This is a genomic window from Wolbachia endosymbiont (group A) of Campoletis raptor (assembly GCF_964026755.1).
Classification (GTDB): domain Bacteria; phylum Pseudomonadota; class Alphaproteobacteria; order Rickettsiales; family Anaplasmataceae; genus Wolbachia; species Wolbachia pipientis.
The window spans coordinates 20,468-36,593 of record NZ_OZ034695.1; the positions used below are offsets into that span (position 1 = coordinate 20,468).

A 16,126-nucleotide genomic window follows, 5' to 3' on the forward strand; every position below is an offset into this window, starting at 1 on the left:
GCACATAGAATTACCGTCATACTGTAACAACCCGTCCAACACAAAATCTAATGCCTAAGTTTAGATCAGAAAACTGATTCTTCTAAAAGTTGCTCACTATCCTCGTCTATTATGATAGAATTATCATGATTTCTGAGTAAATCTCTGATTTTCGTTTCTATTTCATTTGCGACTTCTTTGTTTGTTTTTAGGTAAGTTTTTACATTCTCTCTTCCTTGCCCAAGACGTGTGTTGTTATATGAATAGTAAGCGCCTGCTTTTTCAAGCACACCAAGCTTTGCTCCCATATCTATTATTTCTCCGAGTTTTGATATACCTTCATTGTACATTATATCAAATTTCGCTTCTCTAAATGGAGGAGCAACTTTATTTTTTACAACTTTAACTCTTGTTTCATTACCTGTAATATTTTCTTTGTCTTTTATTACACCAACTTTTCTTATATCAAGCCTTACAGAAGTATAGAATTTTAATGCATTTCCACCCGTGGTAGTTTCAGGATTTCCATACACTACTCCTATTTTCATACGAATTTGATTAATAAATATCAATATACAGTTCGCTTTTGAAACGGCAGAGGTTAGTTTCCGTAGCCCATGACTTAGAAGCCTTGCTTGCAGCCCCATATGTTGATCACCCATATCACCTTCAATTTCAGCTCTTGGAGTTAATGCTGCGACAGAGTCAATAACTATCACATCAACCGCACCAGAACACACTAAATACTCAACAATATGCAACGCCTGCTCTCCAGTGTCTGGTTGTGAAATCACTAAATCATCAGTGCTTACCCCAAGTTTACGAGCATATAAGACATCCAATGCATGTTCTGCATCGATAAATGCGCATGATCCTCCTTTTTTTTGTGCTTCAGCAATCACGTGCAAGGCAAGAGTGGTTTTACCAGAACTCTCGGGGCCAAATATTTCAATTATACGCCCTTTTGGCAGACCTCCAACACCTAGAGCCGAATCAAGCGCAATTGATCCTGTGGATATTGTGTCTATTTTTTCTACAGGGTTTTGCTTCAACTTCATTATTGCACCTTTACCGAATGCTTTTTCAATCTGGCTTATTGCGTTATCTAGCGCTTTTTGTTTATCACTATTTCTTTCTTCTGGGTTACTTGCCATGGATCATTTATTAATTTATATAATTCTCTATGATAATCAAACGCGAATAACCTGCCAAGGTTTTTCTAGTATTTATGTATTATTTCAATGAAAAATATTAACGTTTTCATAAAGCAGATATTTGTTTGCCTTCGTTAGTAACACACTATACTTTAGTGTACGAACGTTGCAATTTGCAGCATAGCAGGTGGTGTCATCCAAGTAGCCAACACTGAAATGACTAAATTCGAAATGGCTACATGAATTTATTGTAAATTACTACCGTATAAGGTGCGATGCAACAAAGCCATTCCAGTGTCAGCTACTTGAATGACACCTCTTAGATGGGTCAGCTACTCAGATCTGCCATGAAAACTGCAACCCTAAATGTTGGAGCACTGTCGTACACTAAGCGCTGTAATGACAATTTTAGTCGCTTCATACACTTATCATGCTAGTCATAACAGAAATAATTTTTACCAAAGATATTTATGAAATAATTGACATAGTTTGGAAATATGTATATTATAGAACATTAATAGTTAGAGGTTGTCCGGAAACAAGTAAAAGGCTATAATATCTGAAATTTTAGTACGGGGTAAAGATGAGAAAAAAGTATCCAACAGATCTAAGCGAAAGGGAATGGGCAAGAATAGAAAAACACTTCAGAGTATCATACAAGAAAGGAGGAAGGCCGCCAAAGTATAGCAAAAGAGAAATATTAGAAGCAATTTTCTATGTATTGCGTACAGGGTGTCAATGGCGGTATTTACCAAATGATTTTCCGCTATGGAAGACTGTGTATGAGCAGTTCAGGCAATGGAAGAAGCAGGGAATTTTTGAGAAAATGAATTATGAAATTACAAAATATAGTAGAAGAAAAATAGGAAGGAATGAGCAGCCGAGTGCCTGTATAGTAGATAGTCAATCTGTAAAGACTACAGAAAAGGGGGGATCAAAGGCTATGATGGAAGTAAAAAAGTAAAGGGTAGAAAAAGGCATATAATTACAGACACTCAGGGTTTTATACTAGGTTGTTACGTAGGCGCTGCTAACGAAAATGATAGAGATGGTATTAAAATAGCATTAAACAATATGAGAACAAAATATACTAAAGTTAAAAAAATGTGGGCTGACATGGGATACCAAGGAAGAAATTTAAAGAATCACATAAAGGAAGAATATGACATAGATATTGAAATTGTTACAAGGCCTCCATGTAGATTTTGGGTGCACAAAGATACGCCACCTGAGCTACTACCAACAAGAGAACAAGGGTTTAAAGTACAGCCAAGAAGATGGGTTGTAGAAAGGACTTTTGCTTGGGTTAATAGGAATAGAAGGCTATCGAAGGAGTATGATTTACTCACAACATCCACTGAGAATTTCATATACCTAGCTATGAGTAGGGTTATGTTAAAGAGGGAATATGCTTGAATTTACTAGTTTCCGGACAACCTCTTAGTTAATTTGTAGGTGTAATGTGGCTAGAAATGTTTTGAATGAAAATGAGTACCACGCTTTAAAGCAGTTGTTTTTAACATTTAATATTCAAAAGGAGGATGTGGTAAATTCTGACATTAAGAATATTAAGAAAAAGCTTAGTCAACAATACCGTAAATTATCGTTAAAATATCACTCAGATAAAAACCCAAACAATAAAGAAGCGGAGGAGAAATTTAAGGTTATTGCATTAAATAAGCCATTTTTTGAAGAATTTATAATAGAGCCATTGGAGAAAGGTCTCAATAAAAGAAATAATTTAATAAAAGAATTACGCGGTAAGTTGTGGAGTCGCAGTTATGAAGAATTGCAAAAATACTTAGATGATAAGTGCAGAAATAAACTCTATAATAAGCAGCAGTCAATTAACAATAATGTAACTGCTTATGTAAAATATTCTTCTTATTCAAATCTCTTAGGAGTTCTTTTAGTATCCTTCACATCAATTGCATTTTTAATAATTAATGGTATTTCTTCTAATGTACCAATAGCAGTAGGTTTTCTTGCTCCCTTGTTAGCAGGATCTATTTTGAGTCTAGCTGTTAAGAGCATTTATACTAGAAATGGGAAAGAGTTTAATCATCAGACTAATATTTTATTATTGTTTAACTTTGACCAAGAATGCGAAAATTTTTCAAAGAGTGATAGGACTAAATTAAAGTGGCTAAAAAATTCAGTTATTTTGAGCAACACAATCTGTACATCTTTAATGTTTTTCGGTGTGGGATTAGATTTAGTTGCCAACGGCTTTGGTATAACTAACTCTATGATGTTATCCGGCTTATTACTTTCATTACCATTCACGCTTTTAATTGTTACTTCACCTATTTTAAATGCTGCAAGTAATTATATTCTCAAAAAGACAGCTATAAATTCAATTGAGGAGCAATTTAAAGGTGATGATCAGTTTATAGAAGTCGATAACGAAAAGCCAAGCAGTACTATGAGCAATCAAAGTTATTTCCCCATCGGTCAGTTAATATCATCAAAGTTAGCTATTCTCCATAGCGAAGTCTCTAGCTAGGAACAATGAGCCACAGATCAGTATGGTTTTGACGTTTTGGATAGAGGCTTTTAATATGTGATTTGATATTGCATCGCCAATTGACTCACACTCCATTGCTTTTATTCCTATGTTATTGGCTTTTTCCCTAATCAAGTTTGTATTTGTTGCTTTAGGCTCAGATTTAACACAAACCGCACATAATAACTTGATATATGGTTTTAAGTGTTCTAAGAACTCTTCTACATTTCTGTTACGAGTAACACCAAAAATTATATAGACACCTTCAGCAAAGTTATCTCTTACCCACTGAAATAGTACTCTAGCACCATCATTATTGTGCGCACCATCTAAAAATAATTGCCAATCTTTTGGTAGTAAAGAAATTAAATTGCCCTCTTTTATACGCTCCAGTCGTGCAGGCCAATAAGTGCACTGTAAACCTGAAGTGATATCCTCTTCTCCAATATCAAATCCATATTTTCCACTCAAAATGCTACATGCTGCAATAGCATTGCCTGCATTGATTATTTGGTGATCACCCTTTAAAGACGGCAAAGGAAATTCTATTGATTGAATAGCTGATTGGAAAACCATTTTGTTGTTCTTTTTTTTGCAATTCCATTCAAAACCTCCTCTATACAGAGGAGATTTCTTATTTATTGCATGGAATTCTAGTGTATTCATTATAGATTTTTCTTGTGGTGCTATTACGCAAGGAACATTAGGTTTCATTATTCCAGCCTTTTCACCTGCTATGGTCTCTACAGTAGGGCCAAGATATTCCGTATGATCAAGTGCAATGGAAGTAATTATTGTTAAAATCGGACTATCTATAACATTTGTTGTATCAAGTCTCCCACCCATACCCACTTCAATTAAAGTTATATCGGCTTTATGACGAGAAAAAGCTAAAAAAGCTGCAATAGTTGCAGCTTCAAACAGAGTGATAGGTTGTTCTGCAATTACGGCACGGCATTCTTCTAACAAGCTATATAATTCATTATCGTCGATATAACTGCCTGCAATAACTATTCTTTCATTAAAATTCACCAAATGTGGAGAAGTGTATGCGTGTACCTTATACCCTGCTGCTTGCATTATATATCTTATAAATGCTAGTGTTGAGCCTTTCCCGTTAGTTCCAGCTATATGAATTACGGGAGGCACTTTTTTCTCGGGATTATCTAGTTTACTAAGAAAGCTTTTTATGCGATCAAGAGAAAAATCATTCGGCCTGCTACCAAGTGGCTTAGGCCAATGAGGCATATATATCATAGATTATTGTTACATTTTAATTCACCTATCACACTTGCTATGCCATGCGTGTCAATCTTCTCACTAAATTGAGAACGTTGATTAATAGCAATACTTATTCCACTCATTACAACATCACTTATCAAGAAAGAACTGTGATTTTTAGTAACTTTAAAATCAATATTTGTAAATTCTTCATCACCGTAAGAGAACCTTGTGCCAATTAAGCAAGTTTCATCGTCAACTGCTTTTGTACTCATTATGATCATTTCACTATTACTCATGTATTTAGATAAAATTTTAACGCACAAACGTGTAAGATACACTTCATACTCTCTTAAGAAATCTTCCCTTTCCTTCTGGGTAGTCAAAACCCCATATTTTCCCATGACAAATCGAGATATTTCTTTGAGGTTAACATTATTCTGAATGACCTCCTGAAGCTTTTCGTGTACATGCTCTAGGTTTTTTCTATTTCCTTTTGTAGATATGCTGTCTACTTGTTGCTTCATAGTATGCACAAAAATTTTGTGATCTGTACAACTAGTGTAAGCTCTTGAAGAAATTACAATAAAAACAATAATGATTAAAACTTTAGTAATATTCATAAGATATACTTAAAATGCAAAGTTTGATAAAGATTAAATAATAATCGCTGACTTTTAATATACCTATAGACATGCCCTGTGTAAATCATCTATAATTCAAGTAGGGGTCTGTGCTATGCGTTATGAGTTAAGTTAAATTTCCCGAGCGATAATTTCTAGAGAAGGGAATTGCCTCTGCTGGTTTCGTTGAAACTAATATGCGATGCCCACCTTAACTTCAGGTCTCAGGAATCTACTAAGGCTGACGGTAGATACGGATCCTTTTTTGATTGGTACTAAATTTATGCTTCATCAATACAGAGAACAAGGTACCTTCCTATGTTCGCCTAATGAAGTATTCCAAATTGTAATTGATGTTGAAAGGTATCCTGATTTTGTTCCTTGGTGCAAAGCCGTTTATATAAAAGAAAAAATTGACAATCAAATGGTTGTGGACCTTCTAGCAGCTTTTCATGGAATTAAAGGAAGATATACATCAGAGGTAACCTTTCTTTCTCCAAGTAGAACAAATGAAGGTTGGATAAAAGCTGTATCATCAAATGGAATATTTAAACATCTATGCAATAAATGGCAATTCATTCCCATAGATGAAAATAAAACTATGGTAAAGTTTTATATAGAGTTTAAGTTTAAGTCCAACTCATTTTCAACCCTATTAAACTCAGTATATAAATATACACAAAGTAAAATAATTGCTGCATTTAAAGATAGGGCTGAAAGCCTTGCTAAACAAAAGTTATCTTGACATTATTAATATAAATGTATAATTTTTTTCAGTAAGTTAAGTGTTTAGATTGTAATGATTTTTAGACTATTGTTTTTATTAATTTTCATAAGTGTTAATTCTTATGCAGTTGTTAAGCAAGATTTATACGATAGCCAATACATTCAAAAAAAACCCAATGAAATAACATCAAATGAGCTATTATCGCCATTACCTGATGATAAATTATTAGGAGATCCAAAAGCACCAATTCTAATGATAGAATATGCTTCATTAACTTGCTATCACTGCTCTCTTTTTCATAGGAATGTTTTTCCTAAAATTAAAGAGAAATATATAGACACAGGTAAGATGTTATATATATTTCGTCATTTTCCTTTGGATTACAGAGGGCTAAAGGCTGCAATGCTAAGTCATTGCTACGAAAAACAAGAAGACTACTTTAATTTTAACAAAGCTGTTTTTAACTCAATAGATTCGTGGAATTACTACAATTTAAGTGATTTGACTTTACTACAAAGAATTGCTGCACTAAGCAACTTAAAGCAAGATGCATTTAACCAATGCATTAATGATAAGAAAATAATGGATAAAATCGTAAATGATAAATCACTGGCAATTAATAAACTTGGTATCACAGCCACTCCAATATTTTTCATCAAGCTTAACGATGATAAATCATATATAGAGCATAATAAAGTTAAACATGGAGGGTATAAAGAGCTGAAATATTTCACTAATGTGATAGATAAATTATATGGAAAAGCTATAGTGAAGTAATACCACTGTAGCTTACCATATAAAAGACTCTATGCTGAGTCATTGTTTTTCACTACTGTTTGTTGTTTTTTACGCTCAAACTCTCTTTTTTTACTGTGCCAAGTGTAGTAATACATAGCGATTTTATTCTCTATTAATACTATTGTCCCATCATAAAACTGAACCATATCCATAACTTTTCTCTGAGCTTCATCAAAACGTTCTTTATACTTTTCACGATAAGCTGGACTATGTAGTAACATAACCCCTTCATTCTTGTTAGATTTTTTGTTTAACGTTTCAACTTCACCAGCAATAGTATAAGACATATAACCCCTCTAATTGATTATAAAAATTATATTTTAAAAAGAGAAATGCGCATAAACAATCCCTTTAATTCTAGCATAATAATCGACTGTTTATTATACTAGTTAACTATAGTACGATATATAATAATTTTTGTCACTTAAAATTTTATACTATGAAATAATAACTTAAAATAAATGTTTTTATTATTTTAAACTATATTATTATATTTATAAATTGTGTATGAATTAAGTCTCCCTAATTTATAATATATGCGTAATAATTTTAGTATAAAATTGTCATACATAAGAAATCTATTTGCAAAAGAATATAAAAAAATAGAAGAATATTGTATTCTTGAAAAAAAGCAACATATTCAAATTGGCCCTGAAGAAGGAAAGCTATTAAGTTTATTTATAAAAATCCAAAAAATCAAAAGTATTGTTGAGATTGGCACGTTATACGGTTACTCGTCGATTTGCATGGCAAAAGCTCTACTAAAAGACGGTCATATATATACAATAGAAAATAATCCTCAACACTCAAGAATAGCAAAAAAAAATTTTAGTGCTTTTAATCTAAGTGATAAAATTACTCTAATAGAAGGCGATGCACTGGAAAAAATTAATGAATTATCAGCAAAAGCACCATTTGACATGATATTTATTGATGCTGACAAAAGTAGTTATCCTGAGTATTTAGATTGGGCAGAGTCATATATTAAAAAAGATGGGCTAATCGTTGCAGATAACACTCTACTGTTTAACACAGTATTTTTAGAATCGCCTCCAAAAGAAGTATCAGAAAAATCATGGCATGCCATGAGGGAGTTTAATAATAGATTATCAGATGAAAAAAAATATTTCTCTATATTGATTCCAACTGATGAAGGAATGACTGTAGCTTTAAAGCTAACATAAGTTAAAAATCAAGGTCAGCATAATGTTTAGGAGGGATTAAACCAGAAATCCTCTCTAATAATATCTCACGAAAACAAGGCTTTGATTTAACAATGGAGTACCATTCTTTTAAAATTTTACTTTTTTCCCATGGAAAACTACTTACATAATCCATTACGGAAATATGCGATGCTAAAGTAATATCAGCTAAAGTGAACTTATCAGTTGCAAGCCAAACGTTCTTGTTAATTAAGTGTTCGATGTATTCCATATGGCAAGGCAGGTTATGCTGAGCTGCATGAAGAAATCTAGAGTCAGGGCTGCGGTTAGTAATTACTTTTTCATTCATAATATACTTAGTAACTTCATTGTAAAATTTGTTATCGAACCAATTGATTAGAGCGCGTATTTTAGACTTAATAATAGTGGATGAACCAAGTAATTTGACGTCGCTATTGTAAGTCTCTTCTATATATTCACAAATGGCATTACTATCCGCTATTACAAAGTTATTATCTATTAACACTGGTACTTGCCCGGTTGGATTGATCTCCATAAATTCATTCCGCTTTTCCCACGGATTTTCATACACTAGATCACAGCCTAATTTTTTTTCTTTTAGAAAAGCTCTAACTTTTCGTGAAAATGGACAAAGAGGAAAATGATATAAAATCATAATGTTCCTCTTTTGGTATACCAATATCCTTTTTTTGTTACTCTATGGCTTGACCTACAACTGTACGAACTTTCTTTGTAGTCCACAGAAGTTTGCGTAGCAGGTGGTGTTATTCCAGTGCTTGACACTGGAATCCAGTTCTTGTTATACAATTGCCTAGTGCGCTCATTTACAGTTAAGTTTTCTGGATCCAAGTAGTCAAGCACTGGGATGACATCCTTTTCGGTAAAAATTGCTCTTATATCACAACATTCATACAGCTGTATGCCTAGGCACTGGGATGACATAAATAAGCGCTGAAATGACATAAATAAACATTGGAGTGACAATCTTGTAGTGACTTGCATGACAGCTAACTTCTCGTTTATTTTAAAGTAATGTTGCAAGAGGTCTAACATATAAATTATAAGACTAATATAGGATATACCTTGCTAAATAAAAAAAAAAGTATAATATTTTATAAGGTATGCAGGCAAAAACTCTGTAATTTGGTCAGATCAGAAATGAAGCAGCCATATCAGAACCTTTTTGGGTTGCATACCTATTTCATTATTTGTTTTATCCGAGGCTATGAATATAGCATTAAAACATCGTCCTAGTAGCTTCAAAGATCTAGTAGGTCAAGATATATTAGTGCGTGTATTAGAAAATGCTTTTATTTTAAACAAAATCCCACAATCTATACTGCTCTCTGGTAGTAGTGGAGTTGGTAAAACCACCACTGCAAGGATAATAGCTTTATGTTTGAATTGTTCCCTGGGGCCAATTTTTGAACCTTGCGGATCATGTGAAAATTGTCTAGCAATAAAAAATTCAAGCCATCCAGATGTAATTGAAATCGATGCGGCAAGTCACACTAGCATTGACGATATTAAAGTAATCCTGGGAGATATTTGCTATTCACCTATAAGCTCTAAATTCAAAGTCTACATTATAGATGAAGTACATATGTTATCCAGCAGTGCATTTAACGCATTACTTAAAACCCTAGAAGAGCCACCATCTAGTGTAAAGTTCATTTTAGCAACTACGGAAATAAAAAAAATACCAATAACTATTATTGCACGTTGTCAAAGATTTGATTTACACAACATTCCTGTAGCTAAAATAGTGGAACGTTTAAATGATGTTGCACAAAAAGAGAGTTATTCCATTGAAAAGGGAGCATTAGAATTAATTGCACGACATTCTGGAAATTCAATGCGTAACGCCTTGTTTTTGATGAATCAAGCAGTGCTATATAGCAAAGATGGTGCAATATCCACTAAAAATGTGACAGACATACTTGGCCTAGTGGATAAAGATATTATATTCGATCTATTAGGAGCAATATTAGATGGTGATTTACAAAAAGCTCTATCAGTGTTTGACAAGGCGATAAAAACAGCAAACCCACTTAGTATTTTTGAAGGTCTATTGCAAACAATTCAGTTAATATGCCGTTTTTTAATTACGAAAGAGATTGATAGTGCAGTTACAGAGCATGAAAAGAATAGGATAAAAGATTTAAGTATAAAGAGATCTTTAATATTTTTTTCGAGATTGTGGAAGGTGTTGCTTAAAGGTATTCAAGATATAAAAACTTCAACATGCAACGATGTTGCTGCTGAAATGATGCTAATTAGTCTTTGCTATCTCTCTGATCTACCTTCTCCAGAACAGGTGATCAAAAAAATTCTTTCACAGAATGTAGAGCAAGGAAATAGACAGGGCAGACCTGTTGCACCTTCCCCCTCTGTCATCCAAGTAGCTGACTACTCGGATCCAAAAAAATATGTGGAAAGTAAACAACAACCCCACTCTGTCATCCGAGTAGATGACACTGGGATCCATGTGGAAAATAAACAACAAAATTACGATTTTGATAAGATTTTGCAACTATTAAGGCGGAGTAACCAAATTTATCTTTACAAACAACTGTGTAATAATCTACAATTAATAGATTGTAAACCTGGATATTTAAAATTAAAAGCTGTATCTAAGTTGGATAGTAATTTTTGCAATGATTTAAAAAATTACTTAAGCCAGGTAACTCAGCAAGAGTGGGTTATTGCAGTTGATACAGGTTATATAAACAGGGAAGTGAGTAATTTAAATTATGCACCTGCAGTTAAGGATATCCTTGACACGTTTAAAGGTGCAAAAGTAGTTAATATAGAAAATAAGGAGTAAGTTGTGGATTTTAGTCAAATAATGAAACAAGCGCAAGAGATGCAAAAAAAGCTTGCAGAAGCTCAAGAAAAATATGTTGGAAAAGAGTTTCAAGGTATTTCTGGTGGTGGCAAAGTTTCTGTATTAGTGGAAGTCATAAAAATAGGTAGCTATAAAGCTAAAAAGGTGAACATAGACTTAGAACTTATGAGAAATGAGGAAAAAGATATAGTAGAGGATTTAGTAACAGCAGCGTTTAATGATGCCGTTAAAAAATCAGAAGAAGATATGGCGAATGCAACTTCTGATCTTGCAGGTATGATGGGTTTACCATCTGGGTTTAAACTTCCTTTTTGAATTTACTACTGAAGTTTCTTTTAGTGTAAGTATTTTTTGTATCCGTTCAGCGGAGTGGCAGAATAAGGTAGACAAGGTGATCTAAAAAGATAATCATAGAGCAAAAGTGAAATAATATGGTAAACCTTTTAGAACTTTGCAAAAATTTACAGCAAAAAATAGAAAGGTTAGAAGCAAAAATAGAAAGATTGGAAAAAGAGAATGAAAGTTTAAAAGCAGAAAATAAGGCTTTAAAGACAGAAAATGCTGAGTTAAGAGAAAGACTCGGTTTAAGCTCAAAAAATTCATCAATACCAAGTTCCAAAGAGTTGTATAAAATAAAAAAGAATAAGCCGAAAAGCGAAAGGAATATTGGCGGTCAGGTTGGTCATAAAGGAAGTTTTCGCGCCAACATGGATGCAGATAAAGTAGTAAAGATAGAGTTGCCTAATACTTGCGAATGCGGAGGAGAAATTGCAATATGTGAAAAACCATATATTCATCAGAAAGTTGATCTTCCAGAAATCAAGCCTTATGTAGTGGAATATCAGTTAGAACATGGCCGTTGTCGGAGATGCGGAAAGAGAAGAAGTAGCAAGTTACCGGAAGGTGTTACGCCAGATACATTTGGTCCAAGGGTTAAGTCAATAATTGCAGCGTTCAGCGGATTCTACAAAAATTCAAAACGCGAAATAGCGAGTGTCGTAAATGATATCTTCAATTTGAACATAAGCGTCGGTAGCATATCAAATAGTGAACATAGAGTTGCTTCAAAATGCAAAAAAATGTATGAGCAGATCGAACAAGAGATAAGTAGGAGTAAAGTTCTACATATTGATGAAACGAGCCATTATAACAAAGGTAAACTCGCTTGGTGTTGGATGTTTGCAAGCAATACGGCAAGTTTTGTAAAATTTACAGAGTCAAGAGGAATGAAAGTTTTACAAAATAGTAAATTCTGCAATCGCAATAGCTTGGTAATAACTGACAGGTATGCAGCATACAATTATTTTGCCGATAAAAACAGGCAAATCTGTTGGGCACATTTATCAAGAGATTTTGAAAGATTAGCACATAGTTGGAATATTGAAGTTAAAGTTCTGGGTTGTTACTTGAGAAACGTGGCCACTGAATTATTTGCACTAAAAAAAGCTTTACTAAAAAGTGAGATAGATGTTTTGAGGTTTGTCAGACGTGCCAGAAAATTAAGAAAACGTACAAAGTATTACTTGAAGGAGATATCTCGTTTACCTGAAGCAATTGGAGCCTCTCGAGTTGCAAAAAATGTTCTGAGATCTGAAAGAATGATGTGGAAATTTTTAGATGACCCAGAAAATATTCCGCTGACAAATAACCACGCTGAACGGCAAATTCGGCATTATGTCGTTTATCGCAAAAACTCATATTTTACACAATCAAAGCGGGGAAATACATTCCTTGAGCGGATAATTTCATTATACTTAACTTGGAAACAAAGGGGTCTCAATCCTTTCCAAAATCTCCTATCTATTGTTTCTTAAACCACTCTCCTGAACGGATACCTTTTTCTACCTATTTGTTAATTCACACAACTCTAAAGAGGAATTTTCTAACTCGGCGATAGTGTTGTTAATTTCATTCAAGTCATTGCCTTGTAAAGCGTTTTTTGCATTTTGTAATAGGTTTTTCAACTTTTGATCAGTGAAAAGGTTATTATTGTTTTCAACCAAGTGTATGAGTTTATTTCCATTAATTTTAGCACCTGCAAGGGAACGAGCCTTCATATCTTCATCAAAGCTGTTTATTGACTGGTTAACCATATTTTGAACATCAGCTTCACTCAAGCCAAAATTTGAATTTACTTCAACTGTCTGCTCAATTCCAGTAGCTTTTTCTCTTGCAGTAACAGTCAAGATTCCGTCAACATTAACTGTAAATTCTATTTCAATTCTTGCAGAACCTGCAGGCAGTGGCGGTATACCTTTTAGTTCAAACTGCGCTAGAGATTTGTTATCCTCTATCATTTCACGTTCTCCCTGACAAACGTGAATTTTCATTGCTAGTTGCCCATCAACATAAGTTGTAAACTCTTTTATCTCTGAAACTGGTAGTGGTGTATTTCTTGGTATGATTTTTTCAACTATGCCTCCCATAGTTTCTATGCCAAGTGATAAAGGTAGAACATCCAGGAGAATATTCCTATCTTTTGAGCTCGAAGTTAAATCATGAGCCTGCAGAGCTGCCCCAATGGCAACTGCTTTATCCGGATCCACGTCATTTAGTACTTTATTTCCAAAAAGTTCGACTAGTGAATTTTGAACCAATGGTGTTCTAGTTGCACCACCAACTAAAATTACTCCTTTTATATCATCAATTTTAAGATCTATATCACTTATAGTACGAGTGACTATATTGATAGTCCTATTGACCAAAGAACTGATTGCATGTTCAAATTCTTCTCTGGTAATTTCGCATTCAAATAATTCACCGTTAATATTGAATTCAAAAGTGCCTACGGTGTTTTCGCTCAGGTATTCTTTTACAATACGTGATTCAATAAGTGTTGTCATGCAAGTAGCTGACACTGGAATCCAGTTCTTATTATATAACTTTCTAGTGTGTTCATTTGTAATCAAACTTTCTGGATCCCAGACTGGGATGACACTAGAGCATTCTTTGTTTAAACCTACCTTTTCTCTATACTTATCAAGCACAATAAGGTTAAGCAAATGATCAAAATCATCTCCACCGAGTTTAGTGTCACCACCAACTGCAAGAACTTGAAACACTCCTTGATGCAATTTCAATATCGAAATATCAAATGTTCCACCACCAAGGTCATAAACTGCATATATTCCACTGTTATTGTTCTTTTCAATGGAGTAAGAAAGCGCTGCAGCGGTTGGCTCGTTAACGAGGCGAAGAACTTCTATTCCAGCTAATTTTGCCGCATATTTAGTTGCGTTACGTGCTGAATCGTCAAAGTAAGCTGGCACAGTAATCACTGCTTTTTTTACTTTCATCTCTGTAGACTCTTCTACCCTCTTGCATAAAGCTTTTAATATCTCAGCAGAAATCTCAACAGGAGTAAGATACTTTTCCTCTGCGCATTTTATTCTAATAACTTTTTCGCTTTCATGATCTATTTCAAAATTGACGCCTTCTTTATTTAATTCTTCAACACTTTTACCCATTAAACGCTTTATTGAGTAGATTGCATTTTGACCGACGTCACAGCCAGTTTTCAATGTATTATTTTCATATGAAAGAGCAGAAGGCAGTAGCTCTCTTCCCTGCTCATCTTTAAATATCTCCACGTTGCCAGCTTTATTTACCATGGCAATTAAAGAACTGGTGGTACCAAGATCTATACCAAAAACTACTTCACTTGAATTTGGTTCAGAAATTTGAATTGGTTGCATTCTTTTTCACCTCCTCAAATGACTTATATAAATATTTCAATCTTAAGACTTGTGTAGCAGCTCCATCAAAATTCTTTACAGCAAAAGTGTTAATTAGGTTTTTAACGCAATCTTTTATTTTTTCATCAATCATCCTGCTTGCAAATTGTAGATCATCGCAGTCTAGTAAGTACTCTCTTATTTCCATTGATTCATTTAATATTTCAGAATTTGGATGATCCTTTGGGCTTCCCACACCAAAAAGATTCAACAAATGCTCAGCACGTTCTAGTGGTGACTTTAGCACTTGATAAGCTTTGTTGATATTTTCCATGTTTTTGGACTGTCTTTCATTTATATCAGTCTTGCTTAGCTCAATATATTTTTTCTCTAACTCATCAAAGCTGATATTGAAAGTTGGTTCAATTTCAAACAATGTAAAATAGCTGCTAGACATGAAAACTCTCTCCACAACCACATTTTCCTTTCTCATTAGGATTTTTGAAAACAAAACCCGATGAAAATTTTTCTTCTACATAATCCATTTCAGAGCCAAGAATAAACATGACGGATTTTGGATCGATCAACACTTTAACTTTTTGGTCATCACTGCAGTTTTCCTCAATTATCGACTCTAAAGGACGAGTATCATACGCATATTCAATATCATATTTTAAACCAGAACATCCTTTTTGTTTAATTAGCACTCTTATTCCTATTGCTTCTTCTGATTTCTCAAGGTTAGTATGCTTCTTTTGGTCCAATAAATACTTTATCCTTTCTACTGCTTTCGCAGTTATAGTAATAAGTTTTTTATCTTTCTTTATAGCGTTTACTCCTTGATATTCACTCATGCTTTAGTTCTCAATGTCCACCTTTATTTTGTTTACTTTGATAGTCATGAATAGCAGCCTTTATAGCATCTTCAGCAAGTACCGAACAGTGTATCTTCACTGGAGGTAAAGACAACTCTTCCACTATTTGAGTATTCTTTATCTGTGTAACGTCACTGATGGTTCTCCCCTTTATCATCTCTGTTAACAAGGAACTTGAAGCAATGGCAGAACCACAACCAAAAGTTTTAAATTTTGCATCTTCAATAACACCTTTGTCATTGACCTTTATCTGCAATTTCATTACATCACCGCACGATGGTGCACCAACTAAACCAGTACCAACATTTGGATCATTTTTATCCAGAGAGCCAACATTTCTTGGATTTTCGTAATGATCTAAAATTTTCTCATTATAACTCATAAAATTACCTGTGAACTGCTATTCTACATTATAACATATTTAGGTTAAAAACTAAAGAAAAATGCACTAGCAAACAGTATATTTTACTCACAAAATATATGGGTTACGAGTGTATTTACTTTACAAATACATGTAGTGCATGTCATTCTCTATAT

Annotated in this window: 17 protein-coding genes, 2 other RNA genes and 1 pseudogene; 10 read left to right on the top strand and 10 right to left on the bottom strand. The window is 33.7% G+C overall.

Annotated features, from left to right (window positions below):
• Positions 1 to 65: 65 nt before the first annotated feature.
• A complete protein-coding gene (recA, locus tag AAGD74_RS00100) occupies positions 66 to 1,133 on the bottom strand; it encodes a recombinase RecA (protein ID WP_010963008.1) in 1,068 nt (355 codons plus the stop codon).
• Positions 1,134 to 1,716: 583 nt separating this feature from the next.
• Between recA and AAGD74_RS00105 the strand changes: the two are divergent.
• Positions 1,717 to 2,549 (top strand): annotated as a pseudogene (locus AAGD74_RS00105) (IS5 family transposase).
• 127 nt (positions 2,550 to 2,676) lie between these two features.
• Positions 2,677 to 3,639 (top strand): J domain-containing protein, encoded by a 963-nt coding sequence (locus AAGD74_RS00110; protein ID WP_077188321.1) that lies wholly within the window; start codon positions 2,677 to 2,679, stop codon positions 3,637 to 3,639.
• Here the strand turns inward: AAGD74_RS00110 and AAGD74_RS00115 are convergent.
• Both AAGD74_RS00115 and AAGD74_RS00120 read right to left on the bottom strand, forming a co-directional pair.
• Entirely contained in the window at positions 3,607 to 4,896 is a 1,290-nt protein-coding gene (locus AAGD74_RS00115) for a bifunctional folylpolyglutamate synthase/dihydrofolate synthase (protein ID WP_265029969.1), read from the bottom strand. The genes AAGD74_RS00110 and AAGD74_RS00115 overlap by 33 nt on opposite strands.
• Positions 4,893 to 5,483: a phospholipid-binding protein MlaC gene (locus AAGD74_RS00120; RefSeq protein WP_186809128.1), complete on the bottom strand. Its 591-nt coding sequence runs from the start codon at positions 5,481 to 5,483 to the stop codon at positions 4,893 to 4,895. The genes AAGD74_RS00115 and AAGD74_RS00120 overlap by 4 nt, the downstream gene beginning before the upstream one ends.
• 102 nt (positions 5,484 to 5,585) lie before the next feature.
• On the opposite strand from AAGD74_RS00120, the gene ssrS reads away from it, so the two are divergent.
• The 3 genes from ssrS (at position 5,586) to AAGD74_RS00135 (ending at position 6,987) form a co-directional block, all read left to right on the top strand.
• Positions 5,586 to 5,747, top strand: a non-coding RNA gene (gene ssrS / locus AAGD74_RS00125) — 6S RNA.
• Position 5,748: 1 nt separating this feature from the next.
• Positions 5,749 to 6,228 carry a type II toxin-antitoxin system RatA family toxin gene (locus AAGD74_RS00130; RefSeq protein ID WP_265029970.1) on the top strand — a complete coding sequence of 160 codons (480 nt, stop codon included), beginning with the start codon at positions 5,749 to 5,751 and terminating at the stop codon, positions 6,226 to 6,228.
• Between the two features lie 54 nt (positions 6,229 to 6,282).
• Complete coding sequence (locus tag AAGD74_RS00135) at positions 6,283 to 6,987, top strand: DsbA family protein (RefSeq protein WP_077188317.1); 705 nt, start codon at positions 6,283 to 6,285, stop codon at positions 6,985 to 6,987.
• A gap of 29 nt (positions 6,988 to 7,016) precedes the next feature.
• Here the strand turns inward: AAGD74_RS00135 and AAGD74_RS00140 are convergent, their stop codons facing one another.
• On the bottom strand, positions 7,017 to 7,295 hold the full coding sequence (locus AAGD74_RS00140) for a DUF2671 domain-containing protein (protein ID WP_338482539.1): 279 nt from the start codon (positions 7,293 to 7,295) through the stop codon (positions 7,017 to 7,019).
• A gap of 249 nt (positions 7,296 to 7,544) precedes the next feature.
• Here AAGD74_RS00140 and AAGD74_RS00145 point away from each other — a divergent pair, with 249 nt between their 5' ends.
• Positions 7,545 to 8,192 (top strand): O-methyltransferase, encoded by a 648-nt coding sequence (locus AAGD74_RS00145; RefSeq protein WP_341810649.1) that lies wholly within the window; start codon positions 7,545 to 7,547, stop codon positions 8,190 to 8,192.
• A gap of 1 nt (position 8,193) precedes the next feature.
• Here AAGD74_RS00145 and AAGD74_RS00150 read toward each other — a convergent pair whose 3' ends face one another.
• Positions 8,194 to 8,847, bottom strand: coding sequence for a glutathione S-transferase family protein (locus AAGD74_RS00150; RefSeq protein WP_065094500.1), 654 nt, complete (start codon positions 8,845 to 8,847; stop codon positions 8,194 to 8,196).
• A complete protein-coding gene (locus AAGD74_RS00155; RefSeq protein ID WP_077188315.1) occupies positions 8,844 to 9,245 on the bottom strand; it encodes a WPE palindromic element domain-containing protein in 402 nt (133 codons plus the stop codon). The genes AAGD74_RS00150 and AAGD74_RS00155 overlap by 4 nt, the downstream gene beginning before the upstream one ends.
• A 61-nt stretch (positions 9,246 to 9,306) precedes the next feature.
• On the opposite strand from AAGD74_RS00155, the gene ffs reads away from it, so the two are divergent.
• The 4 genes from ffs (at position 9,307) to AAGD74_RS00175 (ending at position 12,854) form a co-directional block, all read left to right on the top strand.
• Positions 9,307 to 9,396: signal recognition particle sRNA small type (gene ffs, locus AAGD74_RS00160), an RNA gene on the top strand.
• 21 nt (positions 9,397 to 9,417) lie between these two features.
• Positions 9,418 to 11,019, top strand: a complete 1,602-nt coding sequence (gene dnaX, locus AAGD74_RS00165) for a DNA polymerase III subunit gamma/tau (protein WP_338482540.1) — start codon at positions 9,418 to 9,420, stop codon at positions 11,017 to 11,019.
• Positions 11,020 to 11,040: 21 nt separating this feature from the next.
• Positions 11,041 to 11,355, top strand: a complete 315-nt coding sequence (locus AAGD74_RS00170; RefSeq protein ID WP_341810763.1) for a YbaB/EbfC family nucleoid-associated protein — start codon at positions 11,041 to 11,043, stop codon at positions 11,353 to 11,355.
• A 116-nt stretch (positions 11,356 to 11,471) separates the two neighbouring features.
• Positions 11,472 to 12,854: an IS66-like element ISWen3 family transposase gene (locus tag AAGD74_RS00175; protein ID WP_341810650.1), complete on the top strand. Its 1,383-nt coding sequence runs from the start codon at positions 11,472 to 11,474 to the stop codon at positions 12,852 to 12,854.
• A 27-nt stretch (positions 12,855 to 12,881) separates the two neighbouring features.
• Here AAGD74_RS00175 and AAGD74_RS00180 read toward each other — a convergent pair whose 3' ends face one another.
• Genes AAGD74_RS00180 through iscU form a run of 4 tightly spaced genes read right to left on the bottom strand, consistent with a single transcriptional unit; the run spans position 12,882 to position 15,971 of the window.
• On the bottom strand, positions 12,882 to 14,735 hold the full coding sequence (locus AAGD74_RS00180) for an Hsp70 family protein (protein ID WP_341810651.1): 1,854 nt from the start codon (positions 14,733 to 14,735) through the stop codon (positions 12,882 to 12,884).
• Entirely contained in the window at positions 14,713 to 15,171 is a 459-nt protein-coding gene (locus AAGD74_RS00185; RefSeq protein WP_077188306.1) for an iron-sulfur cluster co-chaperone HscB C-terminal domain-containing protein, read from the bottom strand. Before AAGD74_RS00185 ends, AAGD74_RS00180 begins: the two co-directional genes overlap by 23 nt.
• On the bottom strand, positions 15,164 to 15,568 hold the full coding sequence (locus AAGD74_RS00190) for a HesB/IscA family protein (protein ID WP_077188307.1): 405 nt from the start codon (positions 15,566 to 15,568) through the stop codon (positions 15,164 to 15,166). Before AAGD74_RS00190 ends, AAGD74_RS00185 begins: the two co-directional genes overlap by 8 nt.
• A 10-nt stretch (positions 15,569 to 15,578) precedes the next feature.
• Positions 15,579 to 15,971, bottom strand: a complete 393-nt coding sequence (gene iscU / locus AAGD74_RS00195; RefSeq protein WP_006279966.1) for a Fe-S cluster assembly scaffold IscU — start codon at positions 15,969 to 15,971, stop codon at positions 15,579 to 15,581.
• Positions 15,972 to 16,126: the final 155 nt, after the last annotated feature.